The organism is Streptomyces sp. NPDC096176, from assembly GCF_044763255.1.
Taxonomy (GTDB): Bacteria; Actinomycetota; Actinomycetes; order Streptomycetales; family Streptomycetaceae; genus Streptomyces.
Map to the genome: position 1 here is coordinate 89,923 of NZ_JBIWFV010000013.1, position 14,507 is coordinate 104,429.

Sequence of the window (14,507 nt, forward strand, 5' to 3'; positions counted from 1 at the left end):
CACGGGCCTCAGAGCCCGTCGGCCATGGCTGATACTGTGCCCTGTGCGTTCGCACAAATGAACAACAAAACATTCCGACAGGGGAGCGCACCAGAGCGCTGAGAGTGCGGCGAGGCCTTCACGGCCACGAGCCGCAGACCCTCGGACCTGATCCGGGTCATACCGGCGTAGGGAGTCAGCATCATCATGAACAGCCAACTTCGGCGTGCCGTCGGCGCCGCACTCGCGGGTGCCCTCGGCGTCTCCGTCCTCTCCGCCTGCGGTGAGAAGTCCGAGGACAAGGGCTCCGGGTCCGACCCCGTCGGCGCGTCCAAGAATGTCACCCTCGTCAGCCATGACTCGTTCGCCGCGTCGGACGCCGTGCTGAAGGAGTTCACCAAGCAGACCGGCTACACGGTCAAGGTGCTCAAGAGCGGTGACGCGGGCGCCGCGCTCAACAAGGAGATCCTCACCAAGGGTTCCCCGCAGGGCGACGTCTTCTTCGGTGTCGACAACACCCTTCTCTCCCGCGCGCTCGACAATGACCTCTTCACTCCCTACGAGGCCAAGGGCCTCGACCGGGTGACCGAAGAGGTGCAGCTCGACGCGGGCAAGCACCGCGTCACGCCCGTCGACTCCGGCGACATCTGCGTCAACTACGACAAGAAGTTCTTCGCCGACAGGAAGCTCGCGCCGCCGAAGACCTTCGCGGACCTCGCGAAGCCCGAGTACAAGAACATGCTGGTCGTGGAGAACGCCGCCACCTCCTCGCCGGGTCTCGGGTTCCTGCTCGGCAGCGTCGGCGAGTACGGCGAGTCCGGCTGGCAGGGCTACTGGAAGAAGCTCAAGAACAACGGCGTCAAGGTCGTCGACGGCTGGGAGCAGGCGTACAACGAGGAGTTCTCCGGCTCCGCCGGCGGCAAGAAGGCCAAGGCGGACCGTCCGCTCGTCGTCTCGTACGCCTCCAGCCCTCCGGTCGAGGTGCTCTACTCCGATCCGCAGCCGGCCGAGGCGCCCACCGGTGTCGCGACGGGCACCTGTTTCCGCCAGATCGAATTCGCCGGTCTGCTCAAGGGCGCGAAGAACGAGGCGGGCGGCAAGGCGCTGCTGGACTTCCTGATCAGCAAGAAGTTCCAGGAGGACATGCCGCTCAACATGTTCGTGAACCCGGTGGTCGAGGACGCGAAGCTGCCGGAGCTGTTCACGAAGCACGGAGCGGTCGTCGAGCAGCCCGAGACCGTCGCCGCGGACACCATCGCGAAGAACCGTGAGCAGTGGGTCCGGTCGTGGTCCTCGCTCGTCCTGAAGTAGGGAAGTCCCTGCGCGGGAACGCGGCGCGGCTCGGCCTCATGGCCGTGCCCGTCGCCTTCTTCGCCGTCTTCTTCGCCTACCCCGTCACCGCGATCGTCGGCCGCGGACTCCACATCGACGGGGTGTGGCAGTTCGGACGCTTCGCGGAGGTGCTCGGGCGCCCGGACATCCGGGACGTGCTGTGGTTCACCACCTGGCAGGCGCTCGCCTCCACCGCGCTGACCCTGCTGATCGCGCTGCCCGGTGCGTATGTCTTCGCCCGCCTCGAGTTCCCCGGCAAACGGCTGTTGCGTGCGGCGGTCACCGTGCCGTTCGTGCTGCCGACGGTCGTCGTCGGCACGGCGTTCCTGGCGCTGCTGGGGCGCGGTGGGCTCCTCGACGAGATGTGGGGCGTCCGGCTCGACACCACCGTGTGGGCGATCCTGCTCGCGCACGTCTTCTTCAACTACGCCGTCGTCGTACGCACCGTCGGCGGCCTGTGGTCCCAGCTCGACCCCCGCCAGGAGGAGGCGGCCCGGGTGCTGGGTGCGGGGCGCCTCGCCGCCTGGCGACGGGTGACCCTGCCCGCGCTGACACCCTCGCTGGCCGCCGCCGCACTGATGGTCTTCCTCTTCACGTTCACCTCCTTCGGTGTCGTGCAGATCCTCGGCGGCCCCACGTTCTCCACCCTCGAGGTGGAGATCTACCGGCAGACCGCCGAGTTCCTGGATCTGCCGACCGCGGCCGTGCTGACCCTGCTGCAGTTCGCGGCGGTCGGTGCGGTCCTCGCCGTGCACGCCTGGACCGTCAGGCGCCGCGAGAGTTCCTTGCGGCTCGTCGACCCTGCCCGGACCGCGCGCCCGCCGCGCGGAGCGGTGCAGTGGGCGATGCTCTGTGCCGTGCTGGCCACCGTCGTCGTACTGCTGCTCACTCCGCTCGCCGTGCTCGTCGAGCGCTCCTTCGACACTCCTGGCGGGTACGGCTTCGCCTACTACCGTCAACTGGGCACCGTGGACGCGTCCGGAGGCGCGTTCCTGGTGCCGCCCATCGACGCCGTGTGGAACTCCCTCAGGTACGCGCTTGCCGCCACCGCGATCTCGGTCGCCGTCGGTGGCCTCGCCGCGGCAGCGCTCACCCGGAAGGCAGGCAGGCTGGTACGCGGCTTCGACGCCCTGTTGATGCTTCCGCTCGGCGTCTCCGCCGTGACCGTGGGCTTCGGCTTCCTGATCGCTCTCGACGAGCCACCGCTCGACCTGCGGGCGTCGTGGATCCTGGTGCCCCTCGCCCAGGCACTGGTCGGTGTGCCGTTCGTCGTGCGGACGATGCTGCCGGTGTTGCGGGCCGTGGACGAACGGCTCCGGGAGGCGGCCGCCGTACTGGGCGCGTCACCGCTGCGGGCGTGGCGCGAGGTCGATCTGCCGTTCGTGCGCAGGGCGGTGATGGTGGCGGCGGGCTTCGCGTTCGCCGTGTCCCTGGGCGAGTTCGGCGCGACCGTGTTCATCGCCCGGCCCGACAACCCGACCCTGCCGGTCGCCGTCGCTCGGCTGCTCGGTCGCCCGGGTGAGCTCAACTACGGGCAGGCGATGGCGCTGAGCACGATCCTGATGGTGGTGTGCGCGGCGGCGCTGCTCCTGCTCGAACGCATCCGCACCGACACCACGCCCGAGGAGTTCTGATGGCGCTGCTGGAACTGGAGGGCGTGACCGTACGGTTCGGGCCGCGGACGGCGCTCGGCGCGGTGGACCTCCAGGTGTCGGAGCACGAGATCGTTTGCCTGCTGGGACCGAGCGGCAGCGGCAAGTCCACGCTGCTGCGTGTGGTCGCCGGCCTCCAGGACGCCGACGCGGGGCGGGTGCTGCTCGACGGAGCCGACCAGGTGGGCGTGCCCGTGCACCGGCGCGGGGTGGGGCTGATGTTCCAGGACCACCAGCTCTTCCCGCAACGGGACGTCGGCGGCAATGTCGCCTTCGGGCTGCGGATGCACGGCGCGGGACGCAGCGAACAGACGCGCCGGGTCGACGAGTTGCTCCGGCTCGTGGGGCTCCCGGCGGCGCAGAGACGGTCCGTCGCAGCCCTGTCCGGCGGCGAGCAGCAGCGCGTCGCCCTCGCCAGGGCGCTGGCGCCGGAGCCGAGGCTGCTGATGCTCGACGAGCCGCTCGGCCAGCTGGACCGAGGGCTGCGCGAACGGCTCGTCGTCGAACTGCGCGGCCTGTTCGGCCGGTTGGGCACGACGGTGCTCGCCGTCACCCACGACCAGGGCGAGGCGTTCGCGCTCGCCGACCGCGTCGTGGTGATGCGGGACGGGCGGATCGCGCAGGCGGGCACGCCGCTGGAGGTCTGGCAGCGGCCCGCCTCCGAATTCGTCGCCCGCTTCCTCGGCTTCGACAACGTGGTACCCGCGACGGTCGGTGATGCGGCCGCGGACACGGTGTGGGGGAAGGTTCCCGTGCGGGACGGCTCGCCGCGGGGCGAGCGCACCGTGCTCGTACGGCCCGACGGGGTGCGGCTGACCGATCCGTCGGAAGGGCTGCGCTGCACGGTCGAGTCCCGCACTTTCCGGGGCAGCCATGTCGCCGTACGGCTTCGGCCCGCGGACGGCCCCTCCCTGGAAGCCGAGTGCTCCCTGCGGGAGGCGCCGGAGGAAGGCGCGGCGGTGGGCGTGGTGTTCGTTGCGGACGAGGTCGTGGTCCTGGACGCGGACGCACCCTAGAGGTCCCCCGGACGTACTTTCGGCGTCGCACCTATTGCACAGCACGGCTGCATCAGCCTCGCCGCCAGGTGTCGCTGTTGAGCACGCGGGAAAGGTACGCCTCTCAGGAAGCGTTCTCGGCCTGCGTGGGAGGCCCCGGCGAGGTCCGTCGTGTCGCCGGCCGGCGCGGATCTGCGCTCACGATCCGTCAGGCCGGGGCATGCCGGGCAGGTTGCGACTGCTCAGAGCGTGTTCGCGAGCAGTCGCCGCAGGGCTTCCGGAGCCTCTTCGACGGAGTCGACGAGTGCGATGCGCGACTCCATCGGCCGACCGCGTGCCAGTGACCGGAGCAGCGGCCAGGCAGGCAGGTGGTCGGTCCAGTGGGACCGGTTCACGAGCACCATGGGGGTCGGCTCGCCGCGGGACTCGTAGTAGTTCGGAGTCGCGTTGTCGAAGATCTCCTGGAGCGTGCCCGCCGCGCCGGGCAGGAAGATCACACCGGCGTTGGAACGGGCGAGCAGGCCGTCCTCGCGGGTGGCGTTGGCGAAGTACTTGGCGATGTGGCACGCGAAGGCGTTCGGCGGCTCGTGGCCGTAGAACCAGGTCGGGATCCCGACCGAGTCCCCACCCCGCGGCCAGCGGTGGCGGACGTCGAGCGCGGCCTGCGCCCAGTCGGAGACCGACGGAAGGAACGACGGCGCCTTGGCGAGCAGCAGAAGCGCGTCGTCCAGCATCTCGTCGGGGTGCGGCGCAGCGTATGCCCCCAGGTTGGCGGCCTCCATGGCACCCGGGCCACCTCCGGTCGCGACGGTGAACCCGGCACGGGACAGCTCCCTGCCGAGCCGCGCCGCACCGGCGTACGCGTCGGTGCCACGGCCCATCGCATGGCCGCCCATGACGCCCACGACCCGCTCGCCGACGAGGAGTTCGTCGAGCGCGTCGGAGATCGAGTCGTCGTGGACGGCGCGGAGCATCGAGGCATAGATGTCGCCGTCGGCCTTCGTGCGCTGGAACCACTCGTACGCGAGGGCGTCGGGGGTCGCCTCGTAGCCGCCGTCGGCGAGGTGGGCGAAGAGTTCCTCGGGGGAGTAGAGCCGCCCTCGGTACGGGTCGAAGGGCAGGTCGGGCACGGGCGGGAAGACGAGCGCCCCCTCGGCGCGGACCTTGGCGGCGGCGTCGGGCCCCATCGGGCACCCCAGGAACACGGCGCCGGTCGTGTCGACACGCAGCAACTCGGCGGTGCGGTGGGTGAGGTCGACGGACTGCAGGCGACATCCGACGAGTGAGCCGCGGGCGACGACGTGGTCGAACTCTTCGAGGGACTCGATCTCGCGGTCGTGCGGGGTGGCCGTCATGCGCCCACGATAGGCGGGGGCGGGCCCGGTCGTCCCCGCACCCCGTACCTTCCTGAAACCGGGGCTCCGCCCCGGAACCCCCATCCCCGGCTGTGGTGGACACCCAGGGCCCTGTTTCTCCACGCGGCGGCCGCCGTCTCGGGCCCGGCAGGGCTCTCGGCGGCGCACGTGAGCCGGAGTGCGCCCCGAGGAGGTGCGTTCCGTGACCGTCACCGAGCGGATCGGTGCGACGACGGTGTACGCCAACGGCCCGCGGCCGGGGTGAGCCAATCTGAACACGGCGCTACAGGAGGTTCAGCCGCATCGGCTGTGGGACCCGGGCTCACCGGCCGCCGGACGCCGGACGCAGCAGCGTGGCGGTGCGGGTGTACGCGCCGAACGCGGAGAGGTCCGCCTTCAGTGCCTCGGCGTCGGGGGTCGTGGAGGTCACGGGTACGGGCTCGCCCTCTTCGGTGGGGGGTACGGACAAAACCGTAGCCGGATCCGCGACTGTGACTGCCCGGCACGGCACTTCCGCCGCGGCTCGGCGCCGACGACTCCACGCCGGCGACTCCCCGGCGACCGGGTCAGGACAGTGGTGTTCCGTGCGGATCAACCCGCGCTGGGCGTCCCCGGGACCCGCTGCGGAGGATCGTTGCCGTCGGGCCCGATGAGCGCGGCGATGTCCTCGGCCGTCCAGTGGCCGGCCGCGCCCGGACATGCGGACAGGTAGGCGGCGATGTCGGCGGCGCACCGGGCTCCGGACTCCCGGAGTCCTGTGGCCACGTGTCGCACATAAGCGGCGGAGGGCTTCCGAAGCGTCACGTCGGCCATGCCCCAGGCCGCTGTCACCGTGAGGACGGGCACGCCGTGGAGCGTGCCCGGGCACACCAGCGTCTCGTAGCGGCCCGTGCCGAACTCGCAGCGTCCGAGGGCCAGTGCTTCGCTCAGATCGAGGTCGGCGCCGGGCTCCCCGTACATCTCCTGGGCCGCGATGTCGGAGAACTGCTCCGCCGTGACCAGATGCGCCCGCGCCCAGGCCGGCCCGTCGACCGAAGGGTCGTAGAACCCTCGCCCGCCCGTCCACACCGCCGACTCCGTCGCGAAGTACACGGTCCCGGGCAGTGTCACGGGCAGTGAGCGCACAGGCGCGGTGCTGTCTCGGCATCCCGGATACGTACGCGCGCCTTGCGGTGGCCGACCGCCCGCGAGGTAGCAGAGCAAGCGGACACTGTGCATGTTGGAGCCGTAGGACGCGTACCAGACGTGCTCCAGTGCAGGGGGGCGGTGAGGCCCTGGACTCAGTGCGTGACGCGGTGCCACGGCATCAACGCGCGGGCGGCCCGGGCGCGCCCACGGTCGATCGTGCGGTACCACCTGACCCTTGCCCACCTGTTCCGACGCCTCACAAGACCGGCTGACGTACTCCCTCACCCTAGGCCGCACGGGCCGACACCGCTCACGTCCAACGCCGTCAGCAAACGCCGTCCGCCCCTGCACCTGATGCGCCCTGGTGCCGCGGCGGGAAGACGGCGCCCCGGCGCAGAGGGCGTGGCGCGGTCCGTTCGGTCCTTGCCGCTCGGCAGTCCCCGCGCCGCGGCCGGGCGCGAAAGGGCGCGCGTTGCACCTTCAGCGGGCGAGCGGGGTTGCTGCCAGGGCGCCCACGGTCAGGGTGAGGGGGGTGAACACCATGACGAGGACCGCCGCGCGCAGGGCCGCCGCGTTGCGGAGGGTCGTCGCGGGAGCGCCCAGCTCGAGGAGGGCCGTCGTCGCTTCCGAGCGGGCCTGCTTCCCCTCCAGCGCCGCCGTCGCCAGCGTCGCCGTCGTGCAGGCGACGATCAGGGTCGCGCCCAGCGCCGTCATCGGGCCCCACGGCCGAGGGGCGGAGTCGTACGCCGCCGTGGCGGCCAGCGCGCCGGAGGCCACGGCGCAGACCACACCCAGCGGGCGGCCGATGCGCCGGGACTCCTCCATGAGGATGCGGCCGGCCAGCAGACGCGTCGCGCCGGGGTGGGTGGACTGGAGCAGGCGACCGCTCAGGTGTGTGACGGCGGGGCCGGCGAGCCAGAGGCCCACCGCCGTGAGGATCCAGCCCCCGAGCACCCCGGTCGGGTGACCGGCCGCGGGCGCGCCGCTCGCGTACGTCTCGGCGGCCAGGCCGACCGCGATGAGCGCGACGCCCCACGGGAGCCCTGCGGGGGCGCCGGCCGGTTCCTCGGTGTCGGGCTGCGCGGGCCGGGGGCGGGGCCGCAGTACCAGCGCGGCCGACGTGGTCGCTGCGAGCGGGACGAGGGCCAGCAGGGTGAGCGCGCCGGCCGGCGGCAATGGCTGCCCCGCGTCGAGGAGTTCCGCCGCCGCGCCGTCGAACGGCAGCCCCGACAGGTCGCCCCGGAGATGGAGGAAGACCAGCAGCGCGAACATGCTGCCGAGGGTGCAGGAGAGCGCGGTGGACGCCGCGGCGAGGGCGGCCAGGCGGACGGGGCCGAGGCCGACCGAGGCGAGGCCGGGCCGCGGCCGGGTGCCGGGGTCCGTACGGGCAACGGCGACCGCGAGGTACACCGTCGCGGCGAGCGGGATCGCGCACCACAGCAGGCGCTGCACGGATGCCGGGTCGTCGGGATGCGACAGCGCGTATGTCAGCGTCCACAGCAGCAGGAAGCCGACCCCCGCTGCCGCTGCCGCGACCATCAGCCGGCGCAGCAGTACCAGCGGGTGCGCGCCACGGGCTAGACGGAGAGCGAGCACGCGGCCCGGCCTTCCGCGTCGGGGATCGCCGTGGACCCCACGCGCCGCCCGTCGGCGATCGTGATCGTGCGGTCCGCGACCGCCGCGATGTCCATGTCGTGCGTGGCGAGCACCATGGTGATGCGGTGCGACCGGACGGCGGCTGTCACCGTGCGCAGCACGTGGGCCCGGTCCGTGCTGTGCAGCGAAGCTGTCGGCTCGTCGGCGAAGAGCACGGACGGCGTGGTGACCAGCGACCGGGCGACGGCGACACGCTGCTGCTCGGCGCGGAGCAGCGCGTACGGCCGCTTGTTCGCGCAGGCGCCGATGTCGAGGCGTTCCATCCACTCCATCGCCGTGGTCTTCGCGGCCCGCCGCGAGACGCCGCTGAGCAGCAGTGGCAGTGCCGCGTTCTCCCATGCCTTCAGTTCCGGCAGCAGTGTCGGCGCGGGGCCGATCCAGCCGAACCTGTCGCGCCGCAGCCGCTCCCGCAGCGCGGGAGGCATGGTGTGCACGGGGGAGCTGTTGAACCACACCTCGCCCTGCTGGGCGACGAGCCGGCCGGACAGGCAGTGCAGGAGCGTGGTCTTGCCGCTGCCGCGTGCACCGAGCACGGCGAGGATCTCGCCCTCCCGTACGCCCAGCGACACGCCCACGAGGGCCGGGGAGCCTTGGTGGGCGTGGTGCAGGGAGCGAGCCCAGATCACATCGTTGTCGGGCGGGGCCACCATGACGTACACCTCGGTTCTGATCAGATTTCCGGCCCCCCGTACGGGGGAACGAAGACAGGGCCGATCCGTCACTGGGCACGCTAGGGAGTCACTGCCGGGGTACCGGGAAGCACGCGGCCCGGGCACCGTCCATCTCACTCGGATGGAGGTACCCGGGCCGCGTGCCGCTTGTGATCAATACGCCTAGAGCTTCGTCCAGGCCTCCGTCAGCACCGTACGCAGGATCTGCTCGATCTCGTCGAAGGTCGACTGGTCGGCGATCAGCGGGGGCGCCAGCTGGACGACCGGGTCGCCGCGGTCGTCGGCCCGGCAGTACAGACCGTTCTCGTACAGGGCCTTGGAGAGGAAGCCGTACAGGACGCGCTCGGTCTCCTCGTCCGTGAAGCTCTCCTTGGTGGCCTTGTCCTTCACCAGCTCGATGCCGTAGAAGAAGCCGTTTCCGCGGACGTCGCCGACGATCGGCAGGTCGTGCAGCTTCTGCAGCGTGGACAGGAAGTTGCCCTCGTTGTCCAGGACGTGCTGGTTGAGGTTCTCGCGGTCGAAGATGTCGAGGTTGGCGAGGCCGACGGCCGCGGAGACCGGGTGGCCGCCGAAGGTGTAGCCGTGCAGGAAGGTGTTGTCGCCCTTGTAGAACGGCTCGGCGATGCGGTCGGAGACGATGCACGCACCGATCGGGGAGTAGCCCGAGGTCATGCCCTTGGCGCAGGTGATCATGTCCGGGACGTAGCCGAACTTGTCGCAGGCGAACATCGTGCCGAGGCGGCCGAAGGCGCAGATGACCTCGTCGGAGACGAGCAGCACGTCGTACTGGTCGCAGATCTCGCGGACCCGCTGGAAGTACCCGGGCGGCGGCGGGAAGCAGCCACCGGCGTTCTGCACCGGCTCGAGGAAGACGGCCGCGACGGTCTCGGGGCCCTCGAAGAGGATCTGCTGCTCGATCTGGTCGGCGGCCCAGCGGCCGAAGGCCTCGGGGTCGTCGCCGTGGATCGGGGCGCGGTAGATGTTGGTGTTCGGCACCTTGTGCGCGCCGGGGACCAGCGGCTCGAAGGGTGCCTTGAGGGCCGGCAGGCCGGTGATGGACAGGGCGCCCTGAGGGGTGCCGTGGTACGCGACCGCGCGGGAGATGACCTTGTACTTGGTCGGCTTGCCCTGCAGCTTGAAGTACTGCTTGGCGAGCTTCCAGGCGGTCTCGACCGCCTCACCGCCGCCCGTGGTGAAGAAGACCTTGTTGAGGTCGCCCGGCGCGTGGCCGGCGAGGCGCTCGGCCAGTTCCACGGCCTTGGGGTGGGCGTAGGACCACACGGGGAAGAACGCGAGCTCCTGCGCCTGCTTGTAGGCGGTCTCCGCGAGCTCGTGCCGGCCGTGGCCCGCGTTGACCACGAAGAGGCCTGCGAGGCCGTCCAGGTAGCGCTTGCCCTTGTCGTCGTAGATGTAGGTGCCCTCGCCACGCACGATGGTGGGCACGGGTGCGTGCTCGTACGACGACATGCGGGTGAAGTGCATCCACAGGTGGTCGTAGGCGGTCTTGGAGAGGTCCTTGCTCACGGCTATCGGGTTCCCCACATATAGGTCTGCTTCTTGAGCTTGAGGTAGACGAAGCTCTCGGTGGAGCGCACGCCGGGGAGCGCACGGATCCGCTTGTTGATCACTTCGAGCAGGTGGTCGTCGTCCTCGCAGACGATCTCGACCATCAGGTCGAAGGAGCCCGCGGTCATCACCACGTACTCGCATTCGGCCATGGCCGTCAGTGCGTCCGCCACGGGATCGAGGTCGCCCTCGACGCTGATGCCGACCATCGCCTGGCGCCGCAGACCCACGGTGAGCGGGTCCGTGACGGCGACGATCTGCATCACGCCTTGGTCGAGCAGCTTCTGGACGCGCTGCCGCACGGCCGCTTCGGAAAGGCCCACGGCCTTGCCTATGGCGGCGTAAGGACGGCGGCCGTCCTCCTGGAGCTGTTCGATGATCGCGAGAGAGACGGTGTCGATCGTCGGGGTCGACGAACCGGCACCGGTCACGTTCCTGGAGTCTGCGTTACGACTGGCCACGAGCTCACTGTGCACTGCTACTCGTCTGTCTGGCAAGCCCTGGGCGATGAAATTCGTTGTTCAGGGGCTTAAATCTCACTGAATCCGAAGTTGCGGAGAGCCGGGCCTGTTGAAAACGTCCGTGAAGAGATTAGGGTGGGGTGTCTCACCCATCGGACACGACAGGAGGGGTGGCAACAGTGACCACCGAGCTGCGTCGACTTCGCAACTACATCAACGGGGAGTTCAAGGACGCCGCCGACGGCCGGACGATCGATATCGTCAATCCCGCCACCGGCGAGGTGTACGCCACGTCGCCGCTCTCCGGCCAGGCCGACGTCGACGCCGCCATGGATGCTGCCGCGGCCGCCTTCCCCGCCTGGCGCGACACCACGCCGGCCGAGCGCCAGAAGGTGCTCCTCAAGATCGCCGACGCCTTCGAGGAGCGGGCGGAGGAGCTGATCGCCGCCGAGTCGGAGAACACGGGCAAGCCGCTCGGGCTGACCCGCACGGAAGAGATCCCGCCGATGGTGGATCAGATCCGCTTCTTCGCGGGCGCGGCGCGCATGCTCGAGGGCCGCTCCGCGGGCGAGTACATGGAGGGCATGACCTCCATCATCCGCCGCGAGCCGGTCGGTGTCTGCGCGCAGGTCGCGCCGTGGAACTACCCGATGATGATGGCCGTCTGGAAGTTCGCGCCGGCGCTGGCCGCGGGCAACACCGTCGTGCTGAAGCCGTCGGACACCACGCCGGCGTCGACCGTCCTTATGGCCGAGATCATCGGCGCGATCGTCCCCAAGGGCGTCTTCAACGTGGTCTGCGGCGATCGAGAGACCGGGCGCGCGATGGTCGAGCACCCGACCCCCGCGATGGCGTCCATCACCGGCTCGGTACGCGCCGGCATGCAGGTCGCCGCCTCCGCGGCGAAGGATGTCAAGCGCGTCCACCTGGAGCTCGGCGGCAAGGCGCCGGTCGTGGTCTTCGACGACACCGACATCGACAAGGCCGTCGAGGACATCTCGGTGGCGGGCTTCTTCAACGCCGGTCAGGACTGTACGGCGGCAACGCGCGTGCTCGTTCACGAGTCGATCCACGACGAGTTCGTCTCCGCGCTCGCCAAGGCGGCCGCGGAGACCAAGACCGGTGCCCCGGACGACGAGGACGTGCTCTACGGCCCGCTCAACAACGCCAACCAGCTGCAGCAGGTCACCGGCTTCATCGACCGGCTCCCGGCGCACGCCAAGGTCGAGGCGGGCGGTCACCGCGTCGGCGACAAGGGTTACTTCTACGCCCCGACCGTCGTCTCCGGCCTGAAGCAGGACGACGAGATCATCCAGAACGAGGTCTTCGGCCCGGTCATCACCGTCCAGTCCTTCTCTGACGAGGCGCAGGCCCTCGAGTGGGCGAACGGCGTCGAGTACGCCCTGGCGTCCTCGGTGTGGACGAAGGACCACGGCCGCGCGATGCGGATGTCCAAGTCGCTGGACTTCGGCTGCGTGTGGATCAACACCCACATCCCGCTGGTCGCGGAAATGCCGCACGGCGGCTTCAAGAAGTCGGGTTACGGCAAGGACCTGTCGTCGTACGGCTTCGACGACTACACGCGGATCAAGCACGTCATGACGTCGCTCGACGGCTGACCCCGCCCGTAGGCGAACACGACAGCGCGCCCGGTGCACCTGTGCACCGGGCGCGCTGTCGTGTCGGGGGTTACGGGCCGGCGAACCGGTCGGGTCGAAGGCGACCCGAGCGGCAATGGGATTTGAACATGTTCAGAACTGGCGTAGGCTGCCCGCATGAGCGAGCGAGCAGCCTTGCTGCGGGGGATACGTGTCTGGTTGGCCTTCTTCGTCGTGTGCCTGGTCCTCAGTGGAGCGACCGCGTTCCCCCTGGTGACCGAACTGCACCTGCTGGATGAGCTGTTGACGTCCCCGGCGTCGCCCCTTCCCGAGCACATGCCCGCGCTCGTGGAGTGGATCGAGCGTGTACGGGAAGGACTCGACGCCACCGACGAGAAGTACCCGTTCGTGCTCTACGGCACGGACTGGCTCGCCTTCGCCCACCTGGTGATCGCCGTTGCCTTCTACGGCCCCTACCGCGACCCGGTGCGCAACATCTGGGTCGTCGAGTTCGGCATGATCGCCTGTGCCGGGATCATTCCGCTCGCCCTGATCTGCGGACCGATCCGCGGCATCCCGTTCTGGTGGTCGGTCATCGACATGTCCTTCGGTGTCTTCGGCGTGATCCCGCTGTATCTCGTCCGCCGCAGGATCAAGCAACTGGAGGCACTGACGGCGCCGGTCAGCCACGGCGGCGCGGCAGCATGAGGGCCGCGGCCGTGGTGGCCGCCAGCATCACCGCCGCGACGCACAAGGCGACCCGCAGACCCGCCAGGAACTCACCCCGGTCCGCGACCAGAGCCCCGAAGACGGCCACGGCGAGCGCGCCTCCCGTCTGCCGGAAGGAGTTCAGGATCCCTGCGGCCAGTCCGGCCCGGTCCGCGGCGATGTCGTTCAGCAGGACGGCGGTCAGGGAAGGCACGACAAGACCCATGCCGAAGCCGGCCGGGATGAGCAGCGCCGCGATCACGGGTCCGCTGGTCCCCTCGTCCATCCAGAGCAGGCCGAACATCGCCAGCGCGCAGATTACTTGTCCCACGGCGATCGGCATCCGCGGCCCGAAACGTGCCGCGGCCCTGGCCGAGGCCAGGTTCGCTCCGGCGATCACGGCCATCATGGGTAGGAACATCAGCCCCGCGGCCATGACGGACAGGTGCAGAACGTCCTGGAAGAACAGGCTCAGTACGAACACCAGCCCGTAGAACGCGGCGTTGACGACGAAGCCGATCGCGACCGAAAGCGTCACCGTGCGCGAACGGAAGAGATCGAGCGGGACCATCGGCGCGGTGGCTCGTGCCTCGATCATGATGAACGCGGCCGCCGCCACCGCCGCGAGCCCCAGGCAGCCCAGCACCAGGGGCTCGCCGAAGCCGTTCTCACCTCCGTGGATCACCGCGAACGTGAGCGCCGCGAGGGCGACGATCGCCGCGAGCTGACCGTACGGATCGAGCGGCGTGGCACGGCGCGGCGAGCGCTCCGTCCGGGTCAAGACCGCGAGGGTGGCGATGCCGACGGGCAGATTGACGACGAAGATCGCCCGCCAGCTCAGGGTGCTGGACAGCACCCCGCCGACCACCGGGCCGGCGGCCACCGCGACGGCTCCGCCAACGGTCCACAGCGCGATGGCCCGTGCCCGTTCGGCCACGTCCGGGAAGGCCTGCCGGACGAGGGCAAGTGAGGAAGGCAGCATGATCGCCGCCGCGCTCCCCTGGATCAGGCGGCCGGCGACCAGCTCGCCCAGACCCGGCGCCAGTGCGCAGGCCGCCGAGGCGACCGTGAAGACCGCGACGCCCGCGCCGAACGCGCGGCTCGCCCCGATGCGGTCGGAGAGCGTGCCCGCGGAGGGCAGGAGTGCGGCGAACATCAACGTGTAGGCGTCCACGATCCATTGCAGGCCCGCCGTGCTGCCGCCGAAGGTCCGCCCGATCCCGGGCAGCGCCACGTTCATCGCCATGGCGTCGAGGTTGAGCAGAAAGATGCCCATGAACGAGGTCGCCAGGATCAGCTTCGGTGCGGCCGGGCGTGGCCGGGCGTCCTGTGGCGTGCGGGCTGGTGCGAGACGGGTCATCCGTCCAGGCTGGTGATGCCCGCGGGGGCGGGGCAGACCGTGGTCT

The 14,507-nt window shown here is 70.4% G+C and carries 12 protein-coding genes and 1 riboswitch; of the genes, 5 read left to right on the plus strand and 7 right to left on the minus strand.

Features of this window, described 5'->3' with window-relative positions; translation table 11 throughout:
• The first annotated feature begins 69 nt into the window (after positions 1-69).
• Positions 70-191, plus strand: a riboswitch (TPP riboswitch).
• From ACIQ7Q_RS29440 to ACIQ7Q_RS29450, 3 genes are all read left to right on the plus strand, one after another.
• Entirely contained in the window at positions 187-1,290 is a 1,104-nt protein-coding gene (locus ACIQ7Q_RS29440; protein ID WP_403868536.1) for a thiamine ABC transporter substrate binding subunit, read from the plus strand. Its footprint overlaps the riboswitch before it by 5 nt.
• A gap of 38 nt (positions 1,291-1,328) precedes the next feature.
• Positions 1,329-2,945, plus strand: a complete 1,617-nt coding sequence (locus tag ACIQ7Q_RS29445; RefSeq protein ID WP_403868770.1) for an ABC transporter permease — start codon at positions 1,329-1,331, stop codon at positions 2,943-2,945.
• Positions 2,945-3,979, plus strand: a complete 1,035-nt coding sequence (locus ACIQ7Q_RS29450) for an ABC transporter ATP-binding protein (RefSeq protein ID WP_403868539.1) — start codon at positions 2,945-2,947, stop codon at positions 3,977-3,979. Before ACIQ7Q_RS29445 ends, ACIQ7Q_RS29450 begins: the two co-directional genes overlap by 1 nt.
• A 221-nt stretch (positions 3,980-4,200) precedes the next feature.
• On the opposite strand, the gene ACIQ7Q_RS29455 is transcribed toward ACIQ7Q_RS29450, so the two are convergent.
• From ACIQ7Q_RS29455 to ACIQ7Q_RS29480, 6 genes are all read right to left on the minus strand, one after another.
• Entirely contained in the window at positions 4,201-5,313 is a 1,113-nt protein-coding gene (locus ACIQ7Q_RS29455) for an LOG family protein (RefSeq protein WP_403868542.1), read from the minus strand.
• A gap of 591 nt (positions 5,314-5,904) precedes the next feature.
• Entirely contained in the window at positions 5,905-6,423 is a 519-nt protein-coding gene (locus ACIQ7Q_RS29460) for a histone deacetylase (protein ID WP_403868545.1), read from the minus strand.
• Positions 6,424-6,921: 498 nt separating this feature from the next.
• Positions 6,922-8,037 (minus strand): hypothetical protein, encoded by a 1,116-nt coding sequence (locus ACIQ7Q_RS29465; protein WP_403868547.1) that lies wholly within the window; start codon positions 8,035-8,037, stop codon positions 6,922-6,924.
• Positions 8,019-8,747: an ABC transporter ATP-binding protein gene (locus tag ACIQ7Q_RS29470; RefSeq protein ID WP_403868550.1), complete on the minus strand. Its 729-nt coding sequence runs from the start codon at positions 8,745-8,747 to the stop codon at positions 8,019-8,021. The genes ACIQ7Q_RS29465 and ACIQ7Q_RS29470 overlap by 19 nt, the downstream gene beginning before the upstream one ends.
• 183 nt (positions 8,748-8,930) lie before the next feature.
• Entirely contained in the window at positions 8,931-10,310 is a 1,380-nt protein-coding gene (locus tag ACIQ7Q_RS29475; protein ID WP_403868553.1) for an aspartate aminotransferase family protein, read from the minus strand.
• Positions 10,295-10,810, minus strand: coding sequence for an Lrp/AsnC family transcriptional regulator (locus ACIQ7Q_RS29480; RefSeq protein ID WP_403868556.1), 516 nt, complete (start codon positions 10,808-10,810; stop codon positions 10,295-10,297). Before ACIQ7Q_RS29480 ends, ACIQ7Q_RS29475 begins: the two co-directional genes overlap by 16 nt.
• A 164-nt stretch (positions 10,811-10,974) precedes the next feature.
• Between ACIQ7Q_RS29480 and ACIQ7Q_RS29485 the strand changes: the two genes are divergently transcribed.
• Both ACIQ7Q_RS29485 and ACIQ7Q_RS29490 read left to right on the plus strand, forming a co-directional pair.
• Positions 10,975-12,414 (plus strand): gamma-aminobutyraldehyde dehydrogenase, encoded by a 1,440-nt coding sequence (locus ACIQ7Q_RS29485; protein ID WP_403868772.1) that lies wholly within the window; start codon positions 10,975-10,977, stop codon positions 12,412-12,414.
• Positions 12,415-12,570: 156 nt separating this feature from the next.
• The gene (locus ACIQ7Q_RS29490; protein ID WP_403868559.1) at positions 12,571-13,101 is read left to right on the plus strand and encodes a hypothetical protein; all 531 of its coding nucleotides are present in this window, start codon (positions 12,571-12,573) and stop codon (positions 13,099-13,101) included.
• Here the strand turns inward: ACIQ7Q_RS29490 and ACIQ7Q_RS29495 are convergent.
• Positions 13,076-14,461: an MFS transporter gene (locus ACIQ7Q_RS29495; RefSeq protein ID WP_403868562.1), complete on the minus strand. Its 1,386-nt coding sequence runs from the start codon at positions 14,459-14,461 to the stop codon at positions 13,076-13,078. The two genes, ACIQ7Q_RS29490 and ACIQ7Q_RS29495, sit on opposite strands and share 26 nt — an antisense overlap.
• Between the last annotated feature and the right edge of the window lie 46 nt (positions 14,462-14,507).